22 protein-coding genes are annotated in these 23,835 nt (G+C 53.8%); 11 read left to right on the top strand and 11 right to left on the bottom strand.

What is annotated here, in order from left to right; genetic code table 11:
- Positions 1-12: 12 nt before the first annotated feature.
- The 7 genes from pstB to greB form a co-directional block, all read right to left on the bottom strand.
- Positions 13-789, bottom strand: a complete 777-nt coding sequence (gene pstB, locus GN208_RS13465; RefSeq protein ID WP_004237979.1) for a phosphate ABC transporter ATP-binding protein PstB — start codon at positions 787-789, stop codon at positions 13-15.
- Between the two features lie 31 nt (positions 790-820).
- Positions 821-1,708: a phosphate ABC transporter permease PstA gene (gene pstA, locus GN208_RS13460; RefSeq protein WP_004237977.1), complete on the bottom strand. Its 888-nt coding sequence runs from the start codon at positions 1,706-1,708 to the stop codon at positions 821-823.
- Position 1,709: 1 nt separating this feature from the next.
- Entirely contained in the window at positions 1,710-2,666 is a 957-nt protein-coding gene (pstC, locus tag GN208_RS13455; protein ID WP_004237976.1) for a phosphate ABC transporter permease PstC, read from the bottom strand.
- An 80-nt stretch (positions 2,667-2,746) separates the two neighbouring features.
- Positions 2,747-3,787: a phosphate ABC transporter substrate-binding protein PstS gene (gene pstS, locus GN208_RS13450; protein WP_004237974.1), complete on the bottom strand. Its 1,041-nt coding sequence runs from the start codon at positions 3,785-3,787 to the stop codon at positions 2,747-2,749.
- A 295-nt stretch (positions 3,788-4,082) separates the two neighbouring features.
- Complete coding sequence (envZ, locus tag GN208_RS13445; protein WP_004237973.1) at positions 4,083-5,417, bottom strand: two-component system sensor histidine kinase EnvZ; 1,335 nt, start codon at positions 5,415-5,417, stop codon at positions 4,083-4,085.
- Positions 5,414-6,133: a two-component system response regulator OmpR gene (gene ompR / locus GN208_RS13440; protein WP_004237971.1), complete on the bottom strand. Its 720-nt coding sequence runs from the start codon at positions 6,131-6,133 to the stop codon at positions 5,414-5,416. The genes envZ and ompR overlap by 4 nt, the downstream gene beginning before the upstream one ends.
- A 50-nt stretch (positions 6,134-6,183) precedes the next feature.
- The gene (gene greB / locus GN208_RS13435) at positions 6,184-6,669 is read right to left on the bottom strand and encodes a transcription elongation factor GreB (protein WP_004237970.1); all 486 of its coding nucleotides are present in this window, start codon (positions 6,667-6,669) and stop codon (positions 6,184-6,186) included.
- 185 nt (positions 6,670-6,854) lie between these two features.
- Between greB and GN208_RS13430 the strand changes: the two genes are divergently transcribed.
- The 4 genes from GN208_RS13430 (at position 6,855) to GN208_RS13415 (ending at position 12,390) form a co-directional block, all read left to right on the top strand.
- Entirely contained in the window at positions 6,855-9,185 is a 2,331-nt protein-coding gene (locus GN208_RS13430; RefSeq protein ID WP_004237968.1) for a Tex family protein, read from the top strand.
- Between the two features lie 325 nt (positions 9,186-9,510).
- A complete protein-coding gene (gene feoA / locus GN208_RS13425) occupies positions 9,511-9,738 on the top strand; it encodes a ferrous iron transporter A (RefSeq protein ID WP_004237966.1) in 228 nt (75 codons plus the stop codon).
- An 84-nt stretch (positions 9,739-9,822) separates the two neighbouring features.
- Positions 9,823-12,141, top strand: a complete 2,319-nt coding sequence (gene feoB / locus GN208_RS13420; protein ID WP_004237964.1) for a Fe(2+) transporter permease subunit FeoB — start codon at positions 9,823-9,825, stop codon at positions 12,139-12,141.
- Between the two features lie 15 nt (positions 12,142-12,156).
- Entirely contained in the window at positions 12,157-12,390 is a 234-nt protein-coding gene (locus tag GN208_RS13415; RefSeq protein WP_004237963.1) for a FeoC-like transcriptional regulator, read from the top strand.
- Positions 12,391-12,419: 29 nt separating this feature from the next.
- Here the strand turns inward: GN208_RS13415 and bioH are convergent, their stop codons facing one another.
- The gene (bioH, locus tag GN208_RS13410; RefSeq protein ID WP_243828442.1) at positions 12,420-13,190 is read right to left on the bottom strand and encodes a pimeloyl-ACP methyl ester esterase BioH; all 771 of its coding nucleotides are present in this window, start codon (positions 13,188-13,190) and stop codon (positions 12,420-12,422) included.
- A gap of 36 nt (positions 13,191-13,226) precedes the next feature.
- On the opposite strand from bioH, the gene gntX reads away from it, so the two are divergent.
- The 6 genes from gntX to glpD all read left to right on the top strand — a co-directional run bounded on the left by gntX (position 13,227) and on the right by glpD (position 18,387).
- A complete protein-coding gene (gene gntX, locus GN208_RS13405; RefSeq protein WP_061057574.1) occupies positions 13,227-13,910 on the top strand; it encodes a DNA utilization protein GntX in 684 nt (227 codons plus the stop codon).
- A 61-nt stretch (positions 13,911-13,971) separates the two neighbouring features.
- A complete protein-coding gene (gene nfuA, locus GN208_RS13400) occupies positions 13,972-14,550 on the top strand; it encodes a Fe-S biogenesis protein NfuA (RefSeq protein WP_004237958.1) in 579 nt (192 codons plus the stop codon).
- Between the two features lie 119 nt (positions 14,551-14,669).
- The gene (gene glpE, locus GN208_RS13395; RefSeq protein WP_004237957.1) at positions 14,670-14,996 is read left to right on the top strand and encodes a thiosulfate sulfurtransferase GlpE; all 327 of its coding nucleotides are present in this window, start codon (positions 14,670-14,672) and stop codon (positions 14,994-14,996) included.
- Between the two features lie 14 nt (positions 14,997-15,010).
- Positions 15,011-15,844: a rhomboid family intramembrane serine protease GlpG gene (gene glpG, locus GN208_RS13390; protein ID WP_004237956.1), complete on the top strand. Its 834-nt coding sequence runs from the start codon at positions 15,011-15,013 to the stop codon at positions 15,842-15,844.
- Between the two features lie 83 nt (positions 15,845-15,927).
- Positions 15,928-16,686: a DeoR/GlpR family transcriptional regulator gene (locus GN208_RS13385; protein ID WP_004904672.1), complete on the top strand. Its 759-nt coding sequence runs from the start codon at positions 15,928-15,930 to the stop codon at positions 16,684-16,686.
- Positions 16,687-16,899: 213 nt separating this feature from the next.
- The gene (glpD, locus tag GN208_RS13380) at positions 16,900-18,387 is read left to right on the top strand and encodes a glycerol-3-phosphate dehydrogenase (RefSeq protein WP_004237954.1); all 1,488 of its coding nucleotides are present in this window, start codon (positions 16,900-16,902) and stop codon (positions 18,385-18,387) included.
- Positions 18,388-18,435: 48 nt separating this feature from the next.
- Here glpD and GN208_RS13375 read toward each other — a convergent pair whose 3' ends face one another.
- Both GN208_RS13375 and GN208_RS13370 read right to left on the bottom strand, forming a co-directional pair.
- The gene (locus tag GN208_RS13375; protein ID WP_004237953.1) at positions 18,436-19,068 is read right to left on the bottom strand and encodes a LysE family translocator; all 633 of its coding nucleotides are present in this window, start codon (positions 19,066-19,068) and stop codon (positions 18,436-18,438) included.
- Positions 19,069-19,290: 222 nt separating this feature from the next.
- Positions 19,291-20,721, bottom strand: a complete 1,431-nt coding sequence (locus tag GN208_RS13370) for a DUF4026 domain-containing protein (protein ID WP_015422345.1) — start codon at positions 20,719-20,721, stop codon at positions 19,291-19,293.
- 212 nt (positions 20,722-20,933) lie between these two features.
- Here GN208_RS13370 and GN208_RS13365 point away from each other — a divergent pair, with 212 nt between their 5' ends.
- A complete protein-coding gene (locus GN208_RS13365; RefSeq protein ID WP_004237951.1) occupies positions 20,934-21,845 on the top strand; it encodes a DNA-3-methyladenine glycosylase 2 in 912 nt (303 codons plus the stop codon).
- A gap of 44 nt (positions 21,846-21,889) precedes the next feature.
- Here GN208_RS13365 and poxB read toward each other — a convergent pair whose 3' ends face one another.
- Entirely contained in the window at positions 21,890-23,611 is a 1,722-nt protein-coding gene (poxB, locus tag GN208_RS13360) for a ubiquinone-dependent pyruvate dehydrogenase (protein WP_004237950.1), read from the bottom strand.
- Between the last annotated feature and the right edge of the window lie 224 nt (positions 23,612-23,835).

Raw genomic sequence — 23,835 nt, 5'->3', positions numbered from 1 at the left:
ATTGTCTCCGCATCAGCCATAACGACCGGTGATGTAATCTTCGGTTTGTTTCTTGCCCGGGGTGGTAAACAGAGTATCAGTATCACTGAATTCAATTAGTTCGCCCAGATACATAAATGCAGTGTGGTCAGAACAGCGCGCCGCCTGCTGCATGTTATGCGTGACGATCACCACGGTGTATTCCGATTTCAGCTCGCTGATAAGCTCTTCAATACGCCCGGTGGAGATAGGATCCAGTGCCGAGCACGGCTCATCCAGCAGGAGAACCTCAGGGCGGATAGCAATACCGCGGGCAATACACAGACGCTGCTGCTGACCGCCGGAGAGGCTGTAGCCGCTCTGATGCAGTTTATCTTTGGTTTCGTTCCACAGTGCCGCTTTGGTCAGTGCCCACTGTACCCGCTCATCCATCTCGGCGCGCGGCAGTTTTTCAAACAGACGGACACCAAAGGCAATATTGTCATAAATAGACATCGGGAACGGTGTTGGTTTCTGGAACACCATGCCGACTTTGGCGCGTAATAACGCGATATCCTGGGTATCGGTCAGAATATTGGTGCCATCCAGCAGGATTTCGCCTTCCGCACGCTGTTCATTATACAGTGCGTACATTTTGTTGAAGGTACGCAGCAGGGTCGATTTCCCGCAACCGGACGGGCCGATAAAGGCCGTGACTTTATTTTTGGCGATATCCAGCGAAATGTTTTTCAGCGCGTGGAACTGGCCGTAATAGAAGTTCAGATCACGAACCTGAATTTTGCTTTCAGTTACGTTTTGAATTTTACTCATGACTCTCTCTCATTCATCCGCAGTCATTTAATCAGTGCTTTTTCTTCGCAAACAGCACACGCGCCACGATATTAATTAACAGCACACACAGTGTGATCAGCAGGACACCCGCCCAGGCCAGACTCTGCCACTCCGCAAACGGACTCATGGCAAACTTGAAGATAGTGACCGGCAGGTTGGCAATCGGCTGCATCAGATCCGTACTCCAGAACTGGTTGGAGAGGGAGGTAAAGAGCAGCGGCGCCGTTTCCCCGGCAATACGGGCAATCGCCAGCAGCACCCCGGTGATAATCCCGGAGACCGAGGCTTTCAGGGTAATCGCTGAAATCATTTTCCATTTTGGTGTGCCGAGGGCATACGCCGCTTCGCGCAGGCTGTCCGGCACCAGACGCAGCATGTTTTCCGTGGTACGGATAACAATCGGGATCTGTAACAGTGCCAGGGCAATCACCCCCGCCCAGCCGGAGAAGTGCTGCATCTGCATCACCACGATGGTGTAAACAAACAGTCCGACCACAATCGACGGTGCGGATAACAAAATGTCATTAATAAACCGGGTGACTTCCGCCAGCCAGGATTTACGGCCGTATTCCGCCAGATAAATCCCGGCAAGAATACCCAGCGGTGTCCCGATAACGGTCGCCCATAAGATCAGCAGGCCGGAACCGACAATGGCGTTCGCCAGACCCCCGCCTTCGGTATTCGGCGGCGGTGTCATTTCGGTGAACAGCGCCAGCGACATGCCGTCCATCCCTTTGGTGACGGTCGAGAACAGGATCCAGATTAACCAGAACAGCCCGAATGCCATCGTGGACATGGATAAAAACAGGGCAACGCGGTTTTTCTGACGGCGCCAGAACTGGCGTTTCTGCCGTGCGCTGATATCCACTTTTGGTTGTTGAATATTCATTTCAGCCATCTCAGCGCCCCTCTTTCTTATTCAGACGCATCACCATAAATTTGGAGATAGCAAGGACGATAAAGGTGATGACAAACAGAATCAGCCCCAGCTCCATCAGTGCCGCAGTGTGCAGCCCGGATTCCGCTTCCGCGAACTCGTTTGCCAGCGCCGAGGTAATACTGTTGCCCGGCATATACAGCGAGAAGCTGTCCAGCTGATAGGTGTTACCGATGATAAAGGTCACCGCCATGGTCTCCCCCAGGGCACGACCCAGACCCAGCATCACGCCGCCGATCACCCCGTTCTTGGTGTACGGCAGTACAATCCGCCAGATCACCTCCCAGGTGGTACAGCCGATGCCGTAAGCCGATTCTTTCATCATCACCGGCGTCTGCTCGAACACATCGCGCATCACCGAGGCAATATACGGAATGATCATGATGGCGAGGATAACGCCCGCCGCCAGGATCCCGATCCCGAAGGCCGGACCGGAGAACAGCTCGCCGACAATCGGGATGCTCGACATCACCTCGCCGACCGGCTGCTGGAAATAGGTGGCAAACAGCGGGGCAAAGACAAACAGTCCCCACATGCCGTAAACGATACTCGGAATAGCGGCTAACAGCTCGATCGCGATACCCAGTGGACGGCGCAGCCAGTTCGGTGCCAGTTCTGTCAGGAACAGCGCAATCCCGAAACTCACCGGGACCGCAATCAGCAGGGCGATAACCGAGGTCACGATGGTGCCGTAAATCGGTACCAGTGCCCCGTACTCTTCCGCCGGCGGGTTCCACTCTTTATTCCATAAGAAACCTAAGCCGAATTTTTCAATGCTCGGCCATGACGCAATAATCAGTGAAATAATAATTCCGCCAAGTAACAATAGCGTAATCAGCGCTGCCAGTTTTACCAGAGCACTGAAAAGTTGGTCGCCGCGTTTGCCTGGTGGTTTCATTGCCGTTTTCAGTTCGGCCATAGTCGCTTCCGTTTTTACACAGATCCCCCCGGTGCGGGGGGATCAATTACTGATAAATCGTTACTTCATCATCTGCCGTATCAGTACAGCGGCTTACCGCTGCTGTCTTTGACACTGGTTTTCCATGATGCACGGACCTGTTCAATCACTTCTTTCGGCAGTACCGCGTAATCCAGTTTTTCTGCCTGCTCACCGCCGTTCTTGTATGCCCAGTCAAAGAATTTCAGAACTTCCTGACCTTTGGCAGCATCTTTCTGATTGGTATGAACCAGGATGAAGGTGGTGGAAGTAATCGGCCATGCATTCGGACCCGGCTGGTTAGTCAGATCCTGAGCGAAGCTTTTTGACCACTCGGCTTTACGTGCTGCGTTACTGAAGCTTTCGCCGGTCGGGGATACCGCATCACCGTCCGCAGAAATCAGTTTGGTGTAAGCCAGTTTATTCTGTTTGGCGTAGGCGTATTCCACGTAACCGATAGAGCCCGGCAGACGCTGAACGAATGCTGCGATACCGTCGTTGCCTTTACCGCCCAGACCAACCGGCCAGTTAACGGTAGAACCTGCACCGACCTGCTCTTTCCAGTCAGGGCTGACTTTTGACAGGTAGCTGGTGAAGACGAAAGAGGTACCGGAACCATCCGCACGGCGGACAACCGCGATATCCTGATCCGGCAGCTTAACTGACGGGTTCAGTTTGGTGATCGCTGGGTCATTCCATTTTTTGATTTTACCCAGGTAGATATCACCCAGGGTTTTGCCGTCGAGCACCAGTTCACCGGACTTCAGACCCGGCAGGTTGACGGCCAGTACCACACCGCCGATCACGGTCGGGAACTGGAATAAATTATCTGCGGCCAGTTTATCTTCGGACAGCGGCGCATCTGACGCCCCGAAATCAACGGTATTGGCCACAATCTGCTTCACACCGCCGGAGGAACCAATCCCCTGGTAGTTAACTTTGTTACCGGTTTCTTTCTGGTAAGTATCAGCCCATTGCGCATACACCGGCGCAGGGAATGTTGCACCCGCCCCGGTCAGACTGGTCGCGGCAAATGCAGAAAATGCAGAGAGAGAAAGTGTCGCTGCCATAACAGTGGCTACTGCGGTACGCATCGGTTTCATGATCCCTCCTGACGGGATTTATAGATAATGACGATAAACGTTGTATCTGGTTAATGTCGGAACATGAGGGAAAATAGGACAATCTGGTGACAATAATATGTAGGTTATATGACAGTTTTATGACATTGCAGGTGCGCGGGGACACAAAACCGGAAAAATGACGGGGAAACACAAAAACGAGGCAAGGCTGTAATTTTATGATTTTATTGATATTAAAAGTAAAACCCCTGCGATAATTGCTTACCGCAGGGGTTTATGACAGTCATATGACGATGACATGCTGCTGTCATAATAATTAATCATCTCTGTCATCCGGCAGCGGCAGCATCACGCGGATACGGAATCCGCCGCGCTGACTGCGGCCGACATCAATTTTGCCGTCATGCGCATCCACAATCCGGCGCAGAATTGCCAGCCCCAGCCCGGTACCTTTATTACTGCGTGCTTTTTCACCCTGCACAAACGGCTGGAACAGATCCGGAATATCCGCCTCGTCAATACCGTTGCCGTCATCTTCCACCTGGAACCAGGCGAAATGCTCATCACTGCCGCTGCTGACACGGATCCAGCCGTTGCCGTAGCGGGTGGCATTGACCAGCATATTGCCCAGTGCGCGTTTAATCGCAATCGGGTTACCGGTGAGATAAACCGGGGCCTGAATAACATCATTCTGAATCGTCACATCCGAGTGGATGTGCGCTTCAATCACCTCATTGAGGACAGATGTCAGTTCCAGATGCACCATCTCCATCTCACGGCCGGTGCGCAGATACGCCATAAACTGCTCAATGATACCGTCACACTCTTCAATATCATTGTTGATGGATTCCGCCAGATAATCGTCATCCGGGTTCATCATTTCCGTTGCCAGGCGGATGCGGGTCAGCGGCGTGCGCAGATCATGGCTGACACCGGCCATCAGCACGGTGCGATCCTGCTCCAGAGTTTTGATATCTCTGGACATCTGGTTAAACGAGCGGATAACCGAGCGCACTTCTGCCGCCCCGGCTTCCCGTACCGGAACCAGCGGACCGCCGGTACCGATTTGCCGGGCTGCGGATTCCAGCTCGGTCAGCGGACGGTTCTGATAGCGGATAAACACCCAGACACCTGCAAAGACAATCAGCAGAAAGGCAAAAATATAACGGAAGACCGGCGAGAACTGATCCTGACCGATTTCAGTCAGCGGCACTCTCACCCAGACATCCGGGGCAATATAGGAGTTCAGCCACAGCACGGGATAATCGCGGCTGACTTCCAGCCGGACATCCGCATAACCGTCCAGATAATGGCTCATCTGTTTACTGAGGGATTCAAAATGACGCGCCCAGCGCAGTCCGCCCTCATCGGCTGTCTTTTCGGTAAAAAAGGTAATGCCCAGCTCTTCATAAATTTTCTTACGCAGCGCCGGAGAAACACGTACCGCGGTTCCGTCCTTCAGCACCATCTCTTCGCTCATCAGTGTGCGTACTTCATAGGCCAGCACCCGGTTAAACTGCTGCAGGCTGGGCATCACAATGAAGTTCACAACGGCCAGATAACTTGTTGTTATGGTTGCAAACAACAGAAAGATGACCAGAAATAACGAGCGCGAAAAGGTGCTCCTCGGCGAGAACCGCAGCCGCTTCATGCCTTGTTGCCGTCCGGAACGAACACGTAACCCAGTCCCCAGACGGTCTGGATATAACGCGGATGTGTCGGATCTTCCTCAATCATGCGGCGCAGACGGGAAATCTGCACGTCGATTGAACGTTCCATCGCACTGTACTCACGGCCGCGCGCCAGGCTCATCAGCTTATCGCGGGACAGCGGTTCACGCGGGTGTGACACCAGCACTTTCAGCACGGCGAACTCACCGCTGGTCAGCGGCATGTTTTCATCTTCATGGAACATCTCACGGGTGCCGAGGTTCAGTTTGAACTTACCGAACTGAATCACCGCATCATCCTGGGATGGTGCACCCGGCAGTTCATTCGCCTGACGGCGCAGCACAGCACGGATACGCGCCAGCAGTTCACGCGGGTTAAACGGCTTCGGAATATAATCATCCGCACCGATTTCCAGCCCGACGATGCGATCCACTTCTTCCCCTTTCGCCGTCACCATAATGATCGGAATCGGGTTATTCTGGCTTCTCAGACGGCGGCAGATAGACAGCCCGTCTTCGCCCGGTAACATCAGATCCAGGACAATAAGATGGATAGATTCACGCGTCAGCAGGCGATCCATCTGTTCCGCATTCGCGGCGGTACGGACCTGGAAACCCTGCTCACTCAGATAGCGCTCAAGCAGCGCACGCAGACGCATGTCATCATCAACGACAAGGACCTTATAACTTTCCTGCATGTTTGACTCCCGGGTTCATTTTTTCATGCAACTCTTCAGATTAATTGTGCCTATTCAGCAATCGGCTGATAGCGGATAGACAAAATGACATAATTCACTTCACCGTTAGGTGTTATTACCGTTACTTCATCATCCGCCTGTTTTCCGATTAATGCCCGGGCCACAGGGGAATCAACAGAAATCCATTTCTTTGCCGGGGAAAATTCATCGGGTCCGACGATGCGAAAAGTCTGAATTTCTTCATCATCATTTTCCAGTTCCACCCACGCCCCGAAAAATACTTTTCCTTCCTGGCGGGGATCCGGCTCGACTATCTTTAAGTTATCCAGACGTTTTGAAAGAAACCGGACGCGTCTGTCTATTTCACGCAGACGTTTCTTTCCGTATATATACTCGGCATTTTCCGAGCGATCCCCCTGTGCAGCGGCTTCTGACACTGCCTGAGTGACCTGCGGACGTTCTGTTTTCCAGAGATATTTTAACTCCTGATCCAGCGCATCCCATCCTTCACGGGTAATCAGGTTACTTTTTGCCATATGTTACCTAAACAAAAAATAAATTATTTAAATAAATTGTAATACTAAATGCATTTTCTGAAAGATAACAGCTATGCATAATTCATTTATATTACTTTATATCGGCTGGTAATTCCCGTTTTGAACACGTATAACTGTCCCCTGAAATTTTTTTACGTCAATTTATCGCAGCCGGAAAGAATATCATGATGAATGAATCTCTGAGCCAGATTATTGCCGGTGAACTGAATGCGCAAACCCGCCAGGTCACCGCCGCGATTACCCTGCTGGATGAGGGAAATACTGTCCCTTTTATCGCCCGCTACCGGAAAGAAGTCACCGGCGGCCTGGATGATACTCAGCTGCGTCAGCTGGAAACCCGTCTCAGCTACCTGCGCGAACTGAACGACCGCCGCCGGGCCATCCTCAAATCCATTGAGGAACAGGGCAAACTGACCCCTGAACTGGCGGGGGCGATTAACGGCACGCTCAGCAAAACAGAGCTGGAAGACCTCTACCTGCCTTACAAACCCAAGCGCCGCACACGCGGACAGATTGCGGCGGAAGCCGGTCTGGAACCGCTGGCAGACACTCTGTGGCAGGATCCGTCACAGGATCCGGAAATCCTCGCCGCCACCTATGTGGACAGCGAAAAAGGGGTTGCCGACACCAAAGCCGCCCTCGACGGCGCCCGCTACATCCTGATGGAGCGTTTCGCGGAAGATGCCGGTCTGCTGGGGAAAGTCCGTGATTATCTGTGGCGCAATGCGCATCTGGTTTCCGTTGTGATCAGCGGAAAAGAGGCGGAAGGCGCAAAATTCAGTGATTATTTCGATCACCATGAACCGATTGCCAATGTCCCGTCACACCGCGCTCTGGCGATGTTCCGTGGTCGCAATGAAGGCATTCTGCAACTCTCCCTCAATGCCGACCCGCAGTGTGAGGAGCCGCCGAAAGAGAGCTATTGCGAAGAGTTAATCCGCGATTATCTCGGCTTCCGCTTTAACAATGCTCCGGCGGACAGCTGGCGCAAAGCGGTGGTGAGCTGGACATGGCGGGTCAAGGTGCTGCTGCACCTGGAAACCGAGTTAATGGCCGCGCTGCGCGAGAAAGCAGAAGATGAGGCAATTAATGTCTTCGCCCGCAACCTCAGTGATCTGCTGATGGCGGCACCGGCCGGGATGCGCGCCACAATGGGGCTGGATCCGGGTCTGCGTACCGGGGTGAAAGTCGCGGTGGTCGATGCCACCGGTAAAGTGCTGGCCACCGACACCATTTATCCGCACACCGGCCAGACTGCCAAAGCAGCGGCATCCGTCGCGGCGCTCTGCCTGAAATACCATGTGGAACTGGTGGCGATCGGTAACGGGACAGCATCCCGTGAAACTGAACGTTTCTTTGCCGATGTGCAGAAGCAGTTCCCGGATATCAAAGCCCAGAAAGTGATTGTCAGTGAAGCCGGTGCCTCCGTTTACTCTGCGTCAGAACTGGCAGCGGCAGAATTCCCGGACCTGGATGTATCACTGCGCGGTGCCGTTTCTATCGCCCGCCGGTTACAGGATCCGCTGGCCGAACTGGTGAAAATCGACCCGAAATCCATCGGGGTCGGCCAGTATCAGCATGATGTCAGCCAGACACAACTTGCCCGTAAACTGGATGCGGTAGTGGAAGACTGCGTAAACGCCGTCGGCGTTGACCTCAACACCGCATCTGTCGCCCTGCTGACCCGCGTTGCCGGGCTGAGCAAAGTGATCGCACAGAATATTGTTGACTGGCGTGATGAAAACGGCCGTTTTGCTGACCGCAAGCAGCTGCTGAAAGTCGCGCGTCTCGGCCCGAAAGCCTTTGAGCAGTGCGCCGGGTTCCTGCGTATTGCCGGCGGTAAAAATGCGCTGGATGCCTCCACCGTTCACCCGGAAGCCTATCCGGTGGTGGAAAAAATCCTGCAGGCCACACAGAAAACCCTCAGTGATCTGATGGGTAACAGTGATGTGCTGCGCAATCTGAAAGCACAGGATTTTGTCACTGAACAATTCGGTGTGCCGACCGTTTCCGACATCCTCAAAGAACTGCAAAAACCCGGTCGTGACCCGCGTCCGGAGTTTAAAACCGCCACCTTTGCCGATGGCATTGAAACCATGAATGATTTGCGTCCGGGCATGGTTATGGAAGGCGCGGTCACCAACGTCACCAATTTCGGTGCTTTTGTGGATATCGGTGTTCATCAGGACGGACTGGTGCATATCTCCTCGCTGGCCAACCGCTATGTGGAAGATCCGCATACCGTGGTCAAAGCCGGGGATATCGTCAGTGTCAAAGTGCTGGATGTGGATATCGCCCGTAAGCGTATCGCGCTGACCATGCGGATGGATGAGGAGCCGGAAACGGCAGCCCGCCGCGGTGGCGGCGGCAGCGATAAACCACGGGCGGAAAAGCGTCAGAACAACCGCCCTGCCCGTAACGGTAATAATGACACCTCTGCCGGTAACAGTGCGATGGGTGATGCCCTCGCCGCGGCATTCGGTAAGCGTAAGTAATTCCCCTGCTATCATGTACGCGGCAGCCCCGGCTGCCCGTACATTTCCCTCCTGTTAGTCACATATTGCGTTAATTAGTCGTAAAAATTGTTATTAACGTAAATCAATACGTGAAATATCTGCTCTCAATTGTTTTATACGCCGGATATCTTGATGCACATCAAACTTTGCTGGTTAATTTTCGGGCTAAATAGGTAAAATATTGTTGGTTATGATTTGCATTTACAGTATCAATTAAATTTGTAAGGGATATTTTTCTGCCAAACTGTTCGTGCAATAATCATTTGCAATATCATTCCTGTTTGCATGGTTAACCGGAGCCTTTATGACACTTCAGCCACAACACAGTTATAAAATTCTGGGCTTTTCCGGGCAAATCAGCCCGGCATACCGTCAGAAATTATTGTCTCTGGGCATGCTGCCCGGCTCTGTTTTCCGGGTGATCCGCAGCGCACCGCTGGGCGATCCGATCCAAATCGAAACCCGGCACGTCAACCTGATGCTCAGAAAAAAAGACCTGGCGCTGCTGATGCTTGATGACGTGCAGGCGTAATCCGCCGCACATCCCGCGCTGACTCACTCTTTTCCCTCTGCCGCCGGCAGAGGGGTTTGTATTTATTGATTGGCATACGACACTATGAAAGCACTCACCCTGGGACTCATCGGTAATCCCAATTCAGGGAAGACCACGCTGTTTAACCAGTTAACCGGATCCAAACAACGCGTCGGCAACTGGGCCGGTGTAACTGTGGAACGGAAAATCGGTTATTTCACCACGCCGGAACACAAGATTGAGCTGGTGGATTTACCCGGCACCTATTCACTGACCACCATCTCTGAACAAACATCCTTAGACGAACAGATTGCCTGCCACTTTATCCTCAGCGGTGAAGCGGACATGCTGATTAACGTTGTCGACGCATCCAATCTCGAGCGTAACCTGTATCTGACGCTGCAGCTGCTGGAACTGGGTGTTCCCTGCATTATTGCCCTCAATATGCTGGATATCGCCGATAAAGCGAATATCAATATTGATGTCAAAGCGCTGTCAGAACGCCTCGGCTGCCCGGTGATCCCACTGGTTTCCACCCGCGCGTCCGGTATCTGTGAGCTGAAAGCCGCGATCGACAAACACACAATGACACCTCATGAAGTGCTGGTGAACTATCCGGCTGCGCTGCTCGACAGCATGAACACTCTCGCACAGTCGATTCCTGCGGAAGAGTTCAGCGCCACACAGCGCCGCTGGCTGGCACTGCAAAGCCTGGAGGGGGATATCTACAGCCAGGCACGCGCCGGTTTCACCCCGGAGCATGTGCAGTCTGTCCGTGACGCGATGCAGGCACAGCAGCAGGAAGAGCCGGAACTGGTGATTGCGGATGCCCGTTACCAGACCATCGCGGATATCTGCGAAACAACCATTGATAACAGCCATTCCGAGCCGAATAAACTGACCGCAGCGATGGACAGAATTGTCCTCAACCGCTGGCTGGGCGTGCCGGTATTCCTGTTTGTGATGTATCTGATGTTCGTGCTCGCCATCAATATCGGCGGGGCATTGCAGCCGCTGTTTGAAGGCGGTTCGGAAGCCATTTTCATTAACGGCACACAATGGCTGGGGATGACGCTCGGCTTCCCGGACTGGCTGACCATTTTCCTCGCCCAGGGGGTCGGCGGCGGTATCAACACCGTGCTGCCGCTGGTACCGCAAATCGGGATGATGTACCTGTTCCTCTCTTTCCTGGAAGATTCCGGTTATATGGCCCGCGCGGCATTTGTGATGGACAGACTGATGCAGGCACTCGGACTGCCGGGTAAATCCTTCGTGCCGCTGATTGTCGGTTTCGGCTGTAACGTGCCGTCCATTATGGGTGCCAGAACCCTGGATGCACCGCGTGAACGTCTTATCACCGTCCTGATGGCACCGTTTATGTCCTGCGGCGCGCGGCTGGCTATCTTCGCGGTTTTCGCGGCTGCCTTCTTCGGCAAAAACGGCGCGAGCATCGTGTTCTCCCTGTATATCCTCGGGATTGTGGTGGCTATCCTTACCGGTCTGCTGCTCAAACACACTATTATGCGCGGCGAAGCATCACCGTTTGTGATGGAACTGCCGGTGTACCACGTACCGCATATGAAAACCCTGTTTATGCAGACCTGGCAGCGCCTGAAAGGCTTTGTGGTGCGTGCGGGTAAAGTCATTATTGTCGCCAGTATGGTAATCGGCGCACTGAACAGCTTCAGTTTCTCCGGTAAACCGGCGGACAGCATTAATGATTCCGCACTGGCCTCAGTCAGTAAAGTGGTCACTCCGCTGCTCAGCCCGATTGGTGTCACCAATGATAACTGGCAGGCGACTGTCGGCCTGATCACCGGTGCGATGGCAAAAGAAGTTGTGGTCGGGACACTGAATACCCTCTACACCGCTGAAAGTATCACCAACGAACCGTTTGATCCGGAATCCTTTGATTTATGGGATGAACTGGGTGATGCGGTAAATGAAACCCTGGATTCCCTGGCGGAAACCTTCACGCTCGCGGCATTATCCAACCCGATTGAAGCCAGCAAAGGCGACGGCGAGATGGACGGCGGTACCATGGGCACCATGGCCGCGAAATTCGGCTCTGATGTTGCTGCTTACAGCTATCTGATCTTTGTGCTGCTGTATGTGCCGTGTGTCTCTGTGATGGGGGCTATCGCCCGTGAAACCAGCCGCGGCTGGATGACCTTCTCCATCCTGTGGGGTCTGAACGTGGCTTACTCACTGGCCGCCCTGTTCTACCAGGCCGCCACATTCAGTACCCATCCGGGGAGCAGTTCAGTGATTATCGCTGTAGTGGTGATTTTCAACCTGATCCTGTTTGCACTGCTGCGCCGCACACGCAGCCGGGTGAATCTCAGCTTCCGCCGTGATGCACACAGCCGCTGTGGCGGCTGCTCCGGCAACGAGTGTCACTGATAAAAGGACACGGACATGATTAGCCTGATCGCAGTACGTGACGCCATTGCACTGAACGGCCGGGCAGATGCCCGGCTGCTCAGCCACCAGTTGAATGCCCCGGAAGCCCTGGTGCAGGCCATCATGGAAAAGCTGGCTGCCATGGGAAAAATTGAAGCGGTGGATGTCAGCAGCTGTCTGAGCAGCAGCTGCAAACAGTGCCCTGAAAGTCAGGGCTGTGACACAAAGGTGTATCAGATTCATTCATAAAACTTACCCGCCGTTGTGCGGGTATTTTTTTATTTAACAAACTCCGTCAGTACCTCACAAAACTCATCCGGATGTGAAATAAACGGTGCGTGAGCGCTGTTACGCATAATAACGGATGGAGAGGACGGCAGTTGCTCATCCAGCAGTGACGCGACTTTACGCGGCACCAGGCCATCGAGATAACCATAGATCCGCAGGAACGGCATTGTCAGGGACGGCAGTCCGCTGCGCAGATCGGCGGTTCTCAGAATCTCCAGCCCGGCATTCAGTACTGACACACCCGGCATCGGCTGTCCCAGTACCACTGATTTCAGTGTACGGGCATCCTGACGGGCACTTGCGGTTCCCAGTGTCTGCAGTGCCAGAAAACGCTCAACAGTACGCTGAAAATCGGTCGCCAGCTGATGCTGAAAGCCGCTCAGCACCGTCGGTTTGATCCCCGGCCAGCCTTCCTCTTCCTGTGCACCAAAATACGGCGATGAACAGATTGTCACCAGATGGCTCACTGCCTGCGGGTAACGCAGTGCAATATCCGCAGCCACCAGCCCGCCCAGTGACCAGCCTGCCAGCACCGCATTTTCCGGCATCTGCGCGAAAACAGTATCCGACATCTCCGTCAGTGACATTTCACCAAATTCCTGACTGCGCCCGTAACCCAGTAAATCAACCTTGTGAATACGGAAATGCGGTGCGAGCCGCAATTCAATGCTGTTCCATACTTCGCTGTTCAGTCCCCAGCCGTGTAACAGCACAAGATCGCGCGAACCCTGTCCGCTCTGCTGCCAAAAAAGCGTTGCCATCGTTATTGTTTCCTTATTTATCCGGAGGGAAGACGGATGGTTATTATTGAGAATTACTGCCTGCTGTGCAATCAGCCGCTGGCAATTGCCGCACACGGTATCTGCGGATTCTGCGAACGGGGACTGCCGGAGATGCCGCCGGTCTGCCGTCGCTGCGGCCTGCCGCTGGTGACACCGGAGCCGGAATGCGGCCGCTGTCTGCAATCCCCGCCGCCGTGGCAGAGCCTGCTGGCCGTAACCGGCTATCAGCCGCCGCTGGCCGCCCTGGTTCACCGCCTCAAATACAGCGGGCAGACACACATTGCCCGTGCACTGGCACGGCTGCTGCTGCGCCGGGTGCTGGCAGCTTACCGCGCCGGGGAATGTCCGAAGCCGGATCTGCTGCTCAGCGTCCCGCTTTACCGTTACCGGCAATGGCGGCGCGGGTTTAATCAGAGTGATCTTATCACCCGTCCGCTGGCAAAATGGCTGCGCTGCCCTTATGACAGTTCCGGCCTTATCCGCACCCGTGCTACACTGAGCCAGCGGATGCTGTCCCGCACGCAGCGCCTGACAAACCTGTCCTCTGCGTTTGCCGTCACCCGTAATGTCCGCGGACTGCATATTGCGCTGACCGATGATGTCATCACAACAGGGGCGACCATGACAGCGCTGTCTGAATTGCTCATTCGTGCGGGCGCGGCGGCAGTCCGGGTGTGGTGCCTTTGCCGCACCTTGTAGTGAACCCGCAAATGGGCGTATTATAACCAACCGGAACAGTCAACTATTTTTGGGCAATGTTATGATTACTATTACTGACGCTGCGCAGGCACATTTTTCCAAACTGCTTGCCAACCAGGAACCCGGCACACAAATCCGTGTTTTTGTTATTAACCCGGGCACTCCCAACGCGGAATGCGGAGTCTCTTATTGTCCGCCTGATGCTGTGGAAGCGACCGATACCGCGCTGCCGTTTGAGCAGCTGACCGCCTATGTTGATGAACTGAGCGCACCGTTCCTTGACGAAGCCGTGATCGACTTCGTGACCGATCAGCTCGGCTCTCAGCTCACCTTAAAAGCCCCGAACGCCAAAATGCGTAAAGTGGCGGATGATGCCCCGCTGATCGAGCGTGTCGAGTACGTTCTGCAATCTCAGATCAACCCGCAGCTGGCCGGGCACGGCGGCCGTGTTTCCCTGATGGAAATCACGGACGAAGGCTATGCCATCCTCCAGTTCGGCGGCGGCTGTAACGGCTGCTCCATGGTGGATGTCACCCTGAAAGAAGGGATCGAAAAAGAGTTACTGAATATGTTTGCCGGTGAACTGAAAGGCGTTAAAGACCTGACTGAACATCAGCGCGGCGAACACTCTTATTACTGATAGTGCTGTACCGGCCGGATATCGCACGGCCGTGATAATACACTGCCCGGTTATCCGCCGGGCAGGTTTCCGGTGGTGCTCTGTCACCGCTGATATTCACCTGCATACGAAAAATCATTATGGAACAAATCCGCTTAATCACACCGGATACGGCGTATGAACTCTGGCAGCAGAACGGGGCTGTCCTGGTTGATATCCGTGATCCGCAAAGCTTCCGTGCCGGTCATACTGACGGCGCATTTCACCTGACAAACGACACCGTGAATACCTTCATGGATCAGACAGATTATGAGCAGCCGGTTATGGTCATGTGTTACCATGGGCACAGCAGTCAGGGCGCGGCTCAGTATCTGCTTAATGTCGGCTATGAAACGGTATACAGCATCAACGGCGGCTTTGAGGCCTGGTTGCGCAATTACCCGGACACAGTCAGGTCACTTGCTTAACAACGGACAGCTATATGGTTTATCTGATCACCATCGCCAACCCGCGGATTGCCCAGTCATTTATTGATTATATGGCCGCCCGGGATATTGAGCTCACTATGCGTGCCACCCGCGAAGGGCGCGGCGCGGAATTGTGGCTCGACGACGAAAGCAAACTGGCACAGACACAGGCTGAGCTGGAAACCTTTATGCGTGATCCGATGAATAAACGCTATCTCGCTGCCAGCTGGGAATCCGGTGAAACCGATTCCCCGTTCCGCTACCCGGCCTCTCATGCCTTCAGTAACCTGGTGACCCCGGCCGGGCCGCTGACCATCACCATTACCGTACTGTGCGCACTGGTTTTTCTGTGGATGCAGATAAGCGGCACTGACGCGGTGATGGACTATCTGGCCTGGCCGCAGCCTGACCAGCAGGGTGAACTGTGGCGGTGGATAAGCCCGGTGTTCCTGCATTTCGGCCTGACCCATATTCTGATGAACCTGGCGCTGTGGTGGTATCTCGGCGGTCAGGTGGAAAAACAGCTCGGCAGCGGACGGCTGCTGGTGATCACCCTGATTTCTGCCCTGGTCAGTTGCTGGTCGCAATCCTTTTTCAGCGGCTCATCCTTCGGCGGCCTGTCCGGCGTGGTTTTCGCGCTGATCGCTTATGTCTGGTACACCGGCGCGCGCAATCCGTCCGCCGGTATTTATCTGCCCGCCGCCATGATGGTATTTTCGGTATTATGGCTGGTTATCGGTTACTTTGATTTATTTGGTACAATGCCGATTGCAAACATGGCCCATGCATCCGGTCTCGCGACCGGCCTGCTGATGGCGGTATGGGATAACCGCCGCCGGACGGCCTGAATAATAATGAAAATATGACATCACCGCCGCATATCACGGCACAGCCCTGAATATGCGCGGTACTGATCTGACCGGGGGATTTTGTGAAACAAACACAGCGTCATGATGCTATCGTTGAGTTAGTCAGTAAACAGGGCTATGTCAGCACAGAAGAGCTGGTCGAGCACTTTAAGGTCAGTCCGCAGACCATCCGCCGTGATCTCAATGAGCTGGCGGAGCAGAATAAAATCCATCGTCACCACGGCGGGGCGGCACAGCCGTCCAGCTCGGTGAATGCCGCCTATCATGAGCGTAAAAGCATGTGGTCGGATGAAAAACGCCGGATTGCCCGCCGTGTCGCGGCGCTGATCCCGGACGGTGCCACACTCTTTATCGATATCGGCACCACACCGGAAGCGGTCGCGCATGAACTGCTGGAACACAAAAATCTGCGCATCGTCACCAATAACCTCAATGTCGCCACTCTGCTGATGGCGAAAGATGATTTCCGGCTGATCCTGGCCGGTGGTGAAGTCCGTTCCCGTGACGGCGGAATTGTCGGTGAGGCCACGCTCGATTTTATCTCTCAGTTCCGTCTGGATTTCGGGATTCTCGGGATCAGCGGCATTGATACTGACGGCTCCCTGCTGGAATTTGATTATCACGAAGTCCGCACCAAACGGGCGATTATTGAAAACTCCCGCTGTGTGATGCTCGTGACCGACCACTCCAAATTCGGCCGCAACGCCATGGTCAACCTCGGTAATATGGGGCTGATCGATTGCCTGTTTACCGACAAACGCCCGCCGGAAAGCATTATCAAAATCCTGGACGAACAACAGGTGCAGCTCGAAGTCTGCTGATTATCTCTGCCCGTGCCACCGCCCGGTGGCGCGGTTTTCCTCCCTTTTCCCTCTGCCGTAATTCATTATTCTTTGTATGGATATGCTAACGAATTGTTATCCATGTCACGGAGAACGTTTTTTTATGTCCTGAATGTTGGAATATCGTTCACATTGCACTATCATGAGCGATAACGAACATTAAAGAACAAATATGGTCATGCGGGAGTGAGGATGGAAACGAAAGATTTGATCGTTATCGGGGGCGGAATCAACGGTGCAGGTATTGCCGCTGATGCCGCCGGACGCGGGCTGTCTGTGCTGATGCTGGAAGCACGGGATCTCGCCTGTGCCACCTCATCAGCCAGCTCAAAACTGATCCACGGCGGATTGCGCTATCTCGAACATTATGAGTTTCGTTTGGTGAGCGAAGCACTGGCTGAACGCGAAGTATTATTAAAAATGGCGCCGCATATCGCCTTCCCGATGCGTTTCCGTCTGCCGCATCAGCCGCATCTGCGCCCGGCGTGGATGATCCGCGCGGGGCTGTTTCTGTATGACCATCTCGGTAAACGCACCACACTGCCGGGCAGCCGCGGCCTGACCTTCAGTACTGCCTCCCCGCTGAAAGCAGAGTTTAAAAAAGGCTTTGAATATTCCGACTGCTGGGTGGACGATGCCCGCCTGGTGGTGCTGAATGCACAGGAAGTCGTGCGGCAGGGCGGCGAAGTCCGCACACGGACAAAAGTCACCCGCGCATGGCGCGAAAACGGTTTATGGCAGGTGGAAGCGGAAAATGCCCTGACCGGCGAAACCCTGCGCTGGCAGGCAAAAGGGCTGGTCAACGCCGCCGGACCGTGGGTGAAAACCTTCTTTGATGACGGATTACAGCTCAAATCCCCTTATGGTATCCGTCTTATCAAAGGCAGCCATATTGTGGTACCGCGCGCTCACGACGAGCCGCAGGCCTATATCCTGCAAAATGAAGATCACCGCATTGTGTTTGTCATTCCGTGGATGGATGAATTTTCGATTATCGGCACGACCGATGTGGAATATCACGGCGATCCGGCAGACGTTAAAATCGATGATAACGAAATTAATTATCTGCTGGATGTGTATAACGACCACTTCCGCAAAACCCTGACCCGCGATGATATCCGCTGGACATACTCCGGTGTGCGTCCGCTGTGTGATGATGAATCGGACTCGCCACAGGCAATCACCCGCGATTACACGCTTGATTTGCATGATGACAACGGACAGGCGCCGCTGTTGTCCGTCTTCGGCGGCAAACTCACCACTTACCGCAAGCTGGGCGAACACGCGCTGGATAAACTGGCGGCCTACTATCCGCACGCCGGGAAAGCATGGACAAAACAGGCGGTACTGACCGGCGGTGAACTGAACGGCCGGAGCCGTGACGATTATGCCCGGGTGCTGACAGAACGCTGGTCCTGGCTGCCGAACGGACTGGCGCTGCGCCTGGCCCGCACCTACGGCAGTCAGACAGAAAAAATTATCGGTACTGCGCAATCCCTCAGCGACCTCGGGCAGTTATTCGGCCATAACCTGTATGAATCCGAGCTGCGCTATCTGGTACAGCACGAGTGGGTGATCACCGCAGAAGATGCGCTCTGGCGCAGAACCAAACTGGGAATGTGGCTCACACAGGAAGAGCAGCTGCAGGTGGAGCAGTGGCTCCGCCGGGAAGAGCAATAACGGAAACGAAACAGACCGGCTCAAAAAGCCGGTCTTTTTTTTATCGCCTCAGCGCCGGGATTCCAGCGCCATCCGGACAGCCAGCCCGGCCAGCACAGTCCCCATCAGCCAGCGCTGCACCACCTGCCAGAACGGACGGCCCGTCATAAAGACAGCCACCGAGCCCGCCATCAGAATAATCAGTCCGTTAACTGTCAGGCTGATCATAATCTGTATTGTTCCGAGCGCCAGAGACTGTACCAGCACACTGCCGTGCCCCGGCACAATAAACTGCGGCAGCAGCGATAAATACATCACCGCCACTTTCGGGTTCGCCAGGCTGGTCAGAAACCCCATGGTGAACAATTTTTCCGGCTTATCTTCCGGTAAATCCCGCACCGAAAATGCAGAGCGTCCGCCCGGTTTGACCGACTGCCACGCCAGCCAGAGCAGATACAATGCCCCCGCAATACGCAAAGCATCATAGGCATAAGGAACAGCAAAAAAGAGCGCGGTGATACCAAATGCCGCACTGAGCATATAAAAAATAAATGCCAGGCCGACACCGGCAAGAGAAATATATCCGGCCCGCTTTCCCTGACAGAGTGAGCGGGAGATCAGATAAATCATATTAGGGCCGGGCGTTAATACCATTCCCAGTGCAACCAGGGCAAATCCGAGCAATGACGTCAAATCAGGCATAATGCACTCCATGACAGATAATGCATAACAGATTATAAGATAGATTATTGGTTTTACAGGATATATAACCACCCGGAACAGGCGATCATTGATTATAGCCGGAACAAAAAAAAAGCAGCAACGATATAATTCAGTATGTATTAATAACGTGGGTTACTGCACAAAATCGCAGGCATAAAAAAAGCGCCTTCATTTCAGCGCTTTTTCCGGGACCGTCTGTTCTCAGTGAACCTGTGACGGGCTGAGCAGCTGATAAATGGTATCCGGGGTATATTTCTCACCGGAAAAATAGATATTCCAGTCAGTCAGCATCTCCGTATTCAGCGGATATACGCCCCCCTCTTCCATCTCTTCAACATAAAACGGCTGGTTGATCAGTTTGCCGGTAAACACGTCATTATCCAGAGTTTCCGGGATAAACCACATGTGCTCCAGGTCATCCTCATCCCCGTACGGAATGCCGCATTTGACCATAAACGCCCACGGATGTTCATCTTCTTCATCACGGGCTTTTTTACCGAATAATCCACCGAGCAGACCTTTTTTCGTTTTGACCACCGGCTGACCGTATTCCGCAAACATCTGGGCAAAATAGTGCCAGCGCAGGCGGGCTTTTACCGCCATTTCATGGGTTTCACTGTTCGGGCGGTAAAACATAATGGCGGCATCGTCGTCGAAACCACGGAAAAATGTCTGTAACACCGGCGAACTTTCATTTACACGGAATAGCATACAGGATGGATGGTCATGCTGATCGTCGCGATCTCCGCGATCGCCGAGAAATTCATTTTCCGGCATATTATCGTGAGAGTAATCGATCTCTTCGAGAGGCTTCAGCTGGTCGATCGGGGTATTTTTGTTGATCTGGCGGATCCCTTCCTGATATGGCAGCGCCACAATATATTCCAGCTGTTTTTCCGTCTGGCCGCACAGCATCGGCTCATTAAACAGCACTTTGCCTTCATTAAGACTCTGCCCGATAAAACTGCGCAGCAGATCAGGAATGCCATAGTACGCATTAATGGTATGCGGCAGCAGCAGTTCCACTTCCGGGATCCCGCAGCGCAGCAGGCCGTGTGTGTGGAACCAGTACATGGTCGGCGGGGAATTTTCCGTGTCATAGATTGCATGAATGGTATACAGAGATTCAATGTTCAGCTGCACGTCGTTTTCCAGCTGAAAATTGAGCCACTCACGGGTAAAACCGCGCCCGGCTGCCGAGATATCGATACCCAGTAATAAATCCGGCACCAGAATCTGTACCATCTTCAGCTGGTACCGGTAACTTCGCAGCACGTCATTCTGTAAAAGGCATTCAACATAAATATCCTGTTCGGTCTGGTTGACCTCGGCCAGCAGTCCGGCAGACAGCGGATCGGTTGAATAGTAAGGATTGATTTCCAGTTCCGGTGCCCGCGGTGCCAGTGACACCAGAAACAGCAGTTCTTCATCACCGTAATGACAGGTGTAATAAAAGCTGTTCTCATCATGTTCCGCGTATTCAATATCACTCTGTGTGAAAAAGGTTTGTGATGCCAGACGCTCTTCTAACTCTGCCAGGTTGAGCCGCGAGGGAGAGAATGCCACAACCTCCGACGTCATCCTCTTACCTTTACCTTCCGCAACCTCAAGGTAATATTGTTTTATATCCATCGGTAATGCCTTTATCCGTTCTGAGTTGTGCTGCTGTGCTGAAATTAAACTCATTTGTTCATACGTATAAGTACCACATTTTGTATGCGGAGTTCATTCAGAATAATCCACCTATTATTCTGTAAATATACATTTTGACCAAAATCGTACGTCCGGGAGCAAAAACGGCTATAATCCGGTCAATTGCCCGCCCTGTTCTGAGGTATGAAAAGTTGAATAATAACAAAAACTTAACGATTACCGTTCCGTTACCTGAGCCCTATCATACAGCGGATTTTCTCGCATTTCATTTACGTGATAATCACCATGTGGCCGAAGAGGTCACGGAAAACCGGGTGATGAAAGGAATTTGCCTGCACGGCCACCCCGCGTTACTGACACTGGAAATCAGTTCAGGAGAAGCGCGTGTCACCCTCAGCACTGACGGCCCGGGGCCACTGCCGGAAGACGAAGCCCGTATGCAGCATCTCGCCCGGCATATGCTCGGTCTGATCCAGCCGGTGGAGGAATTCGAGACACAATATCAGGATCACCCGCTGGCCGGTCCCCTTATCCGGCAACAGAAAGGGCTGCGGATCTACCAGTCCGCCACACCGTTTGAAGCCATTAACTGGGCGATTATCGGTCAGCAAATCAGCGTTCAGGCCGCGATTTCCATCCGCCGCCGCCTGATTCAGCATATCGGCCTGCGCCACTCCTCCGGACTGTGGTGCTACCCGGATGCGGCACATATTTTACAGACCGATTTTGACGGGCTGCGCAGCTGCGGTTTCTCTGTCGGTAAAGCCAATGCCCTGCTGGCACTGAGTGAGCAACTGGAAAGCGGAGCGCTGGTGCTGCCGGATGTGGTCACACCGGAGAATGCAGACGCGGTTTCCGCCTCACTGACGGCGATCAAAGGTATCGGCACCTGGACGGTCAGCTATGCCCTGCTGCGCGGCTTTAACTATCTGAACGGCTCACTGCACGGTGATGTTGCGGTACGGCGTAATCTGCAGCGCCTGCTGGCGCGGGATGAAAAAATAACGGCGGATGAAACTCAGGAATGGCTGGCAGATTTCGCCCCGTGGCGGGCTCTGATGGCTGCTCATCTGTGGCGGCTGGAGTCTGCCGCCGGGTACTGAGCAAAAAAAATGCCGCAAATGCGGCATTTTTTCTCTCTGTGAACTCAGCGCAGCCAGTTGGTTTTTGCCAGCTCCACAATCTCATCACCGCGCCCGTTGATAATCGCGCGCAGCATATACAGACTGAAGCCTTTGGCCTGCTCAAACTTAATTTCCGGCGGCATGGCCAGTTCCTGTTTGGCCGTCACCACATCCACCAGAACCGGGCCGTCATGGGCAAATGCGGTTTTCAGCGCATCGTCCAGTGACTCGCTGTCTTCAACGCGGATCCCTTTGATCCCCATGGCATTTGCCATCGCGGCAAAATCCGGGTTGTGCAGATCGGTTCCGTCAGTCAGATAACCGCCCGCTTTCATCTCCATCGCCACAAAACCCAGCACGCTGTTGTTAAAGATGACAATTTTCACCGGCAGCTGCATCTGTGCCAGGGAAATGAAATCCCCCATCAGCATACTGAATCCGCCGTCACCGCACATCGCCACCACCTGACGCTTGCGGTCAGGCGCCTGAGCGCCGATAGCCTGCGCCATGGCGTTTGCCATCGAGCCGTGGTTAAAGGAGCCTATCAGCCGCCGTTTGCCGTTCATGGTGAGATAACGCGCCGCCCAGACCGTCGGGGTGCCCACATCACAGGTGAATACGGTGTCATCATCCGCCAGCTCACTGATTTTCTTCGCCAGATACTGCGGATGGATCAGTTCCCGTTTGCTTGCGGTTGCCAGTGCATCGAGGTCACTGCGGGCGGTCTGATAGTGTTTCAGCGCCGCATCCAGATGGGTGCGATCCTCTTTGGCCTGCAGGCGCGGCTGAATAGCGTTGAGTGTGGCTTTGATATCCCCGATAACCGCCATATCCACCGCACAGTGTGCACCGAGGCTGCCCGGGTTGATATCCACCTGAATAATTTTTGCTTTGGCCGGATAAAACGCGCGGTACGGGAAGTGCGTGCCGAGCAGCACCAGGGTATCCGCATTTTCCATCGCATAATACCCGGAGGAAAATCCGATAAGCCCGGTCATCCCGACACTGTACGGGTTATCATACTCAATATGCTCTTTGCCGCGCAGTGCATGCACCACCGGTGCTTTCAGGGTTTCCGCCAGTTTGATAACTTCATCATGTGCCCCTGCACACCCGGCTCCGCACATCAGTGTGATGTTTTTCGCACCGTTAAGGGCATCCGCCAGTTTCACCAGCTCATCCCGCTGCGGCATCACCAGCGGCAGAGACGGCTCATACCAGACATTGCGGGCCGATTCCGGTGCCGGTCTTAATGCCACATCCCCCGGAATGACCACCACGGCCACGCCGCGCTCCAGAATCGCCTTGCGCATGGCAATACCCAGCACCTGCTGGATCTGCTCAGGATTGGAAACCAGCTCACAATAGACGCTGCATTCACGGAACAGCTCCTGCGGATGAGTTTCCTGGAAGTAATGGCTGCCGATTTCGCCGGAAGGAATATGTGCGGCAATTGCCAGCACCGGCACGCGGTTGCGCTGACAATCAAATAATCCGTTGATTAAGTGGAGGTTACCCGGCCCGCAGGAACCGGCGCACACCGCCAGTTTACCGGTCAGATGGGCTTCCGCCCCGGCGGCAAACGCGGCCACTTCCTCATGCCGGGTGCCCATCCATTCAATGCTGCCCAGTTTACGTAAGCTGTCACTTAACCCGTTCAGTGAGTCTCCGGTGACACCCCAGATACGGTTGATTCCTGCATCCGCCAACATTTTTGCGATATAACCCGCTACAGTCTGCTTCATCGTAAATCTTCCCTCATACTGGTGATAAATCTGATTCGCAATAAGATGCTGCACAGAACAATACAAGCCTGCTCTGTGTGTTTATCCTGTCATTTCAGTGTAGCCCGGGCTCGCCGCAGATAAAACCACCAGTAATAAGGGAAATTTTCAGCACTAATTCAGGATATTGCCGGAGATCCGGCGGAATAATACAAAAATGGCTGCAAGGATATATAAATACACTT

The sequence above is a fragment of the Morganella sp. HSTU-ASny43 genome (assembly GCF_022819185.1).
Taxonomy (GTDB): domain Bacteria; phylum Pseudomonadota; class Gammaproteobacteria; order Enterobacterales; family Enterobacteriaceae; genus Morganella; species Morganella morganii.
Note: the sequence above shows the minus strand (reverse complement) of the source record. Positions and strands in the feature narration are given on the sequence as shown.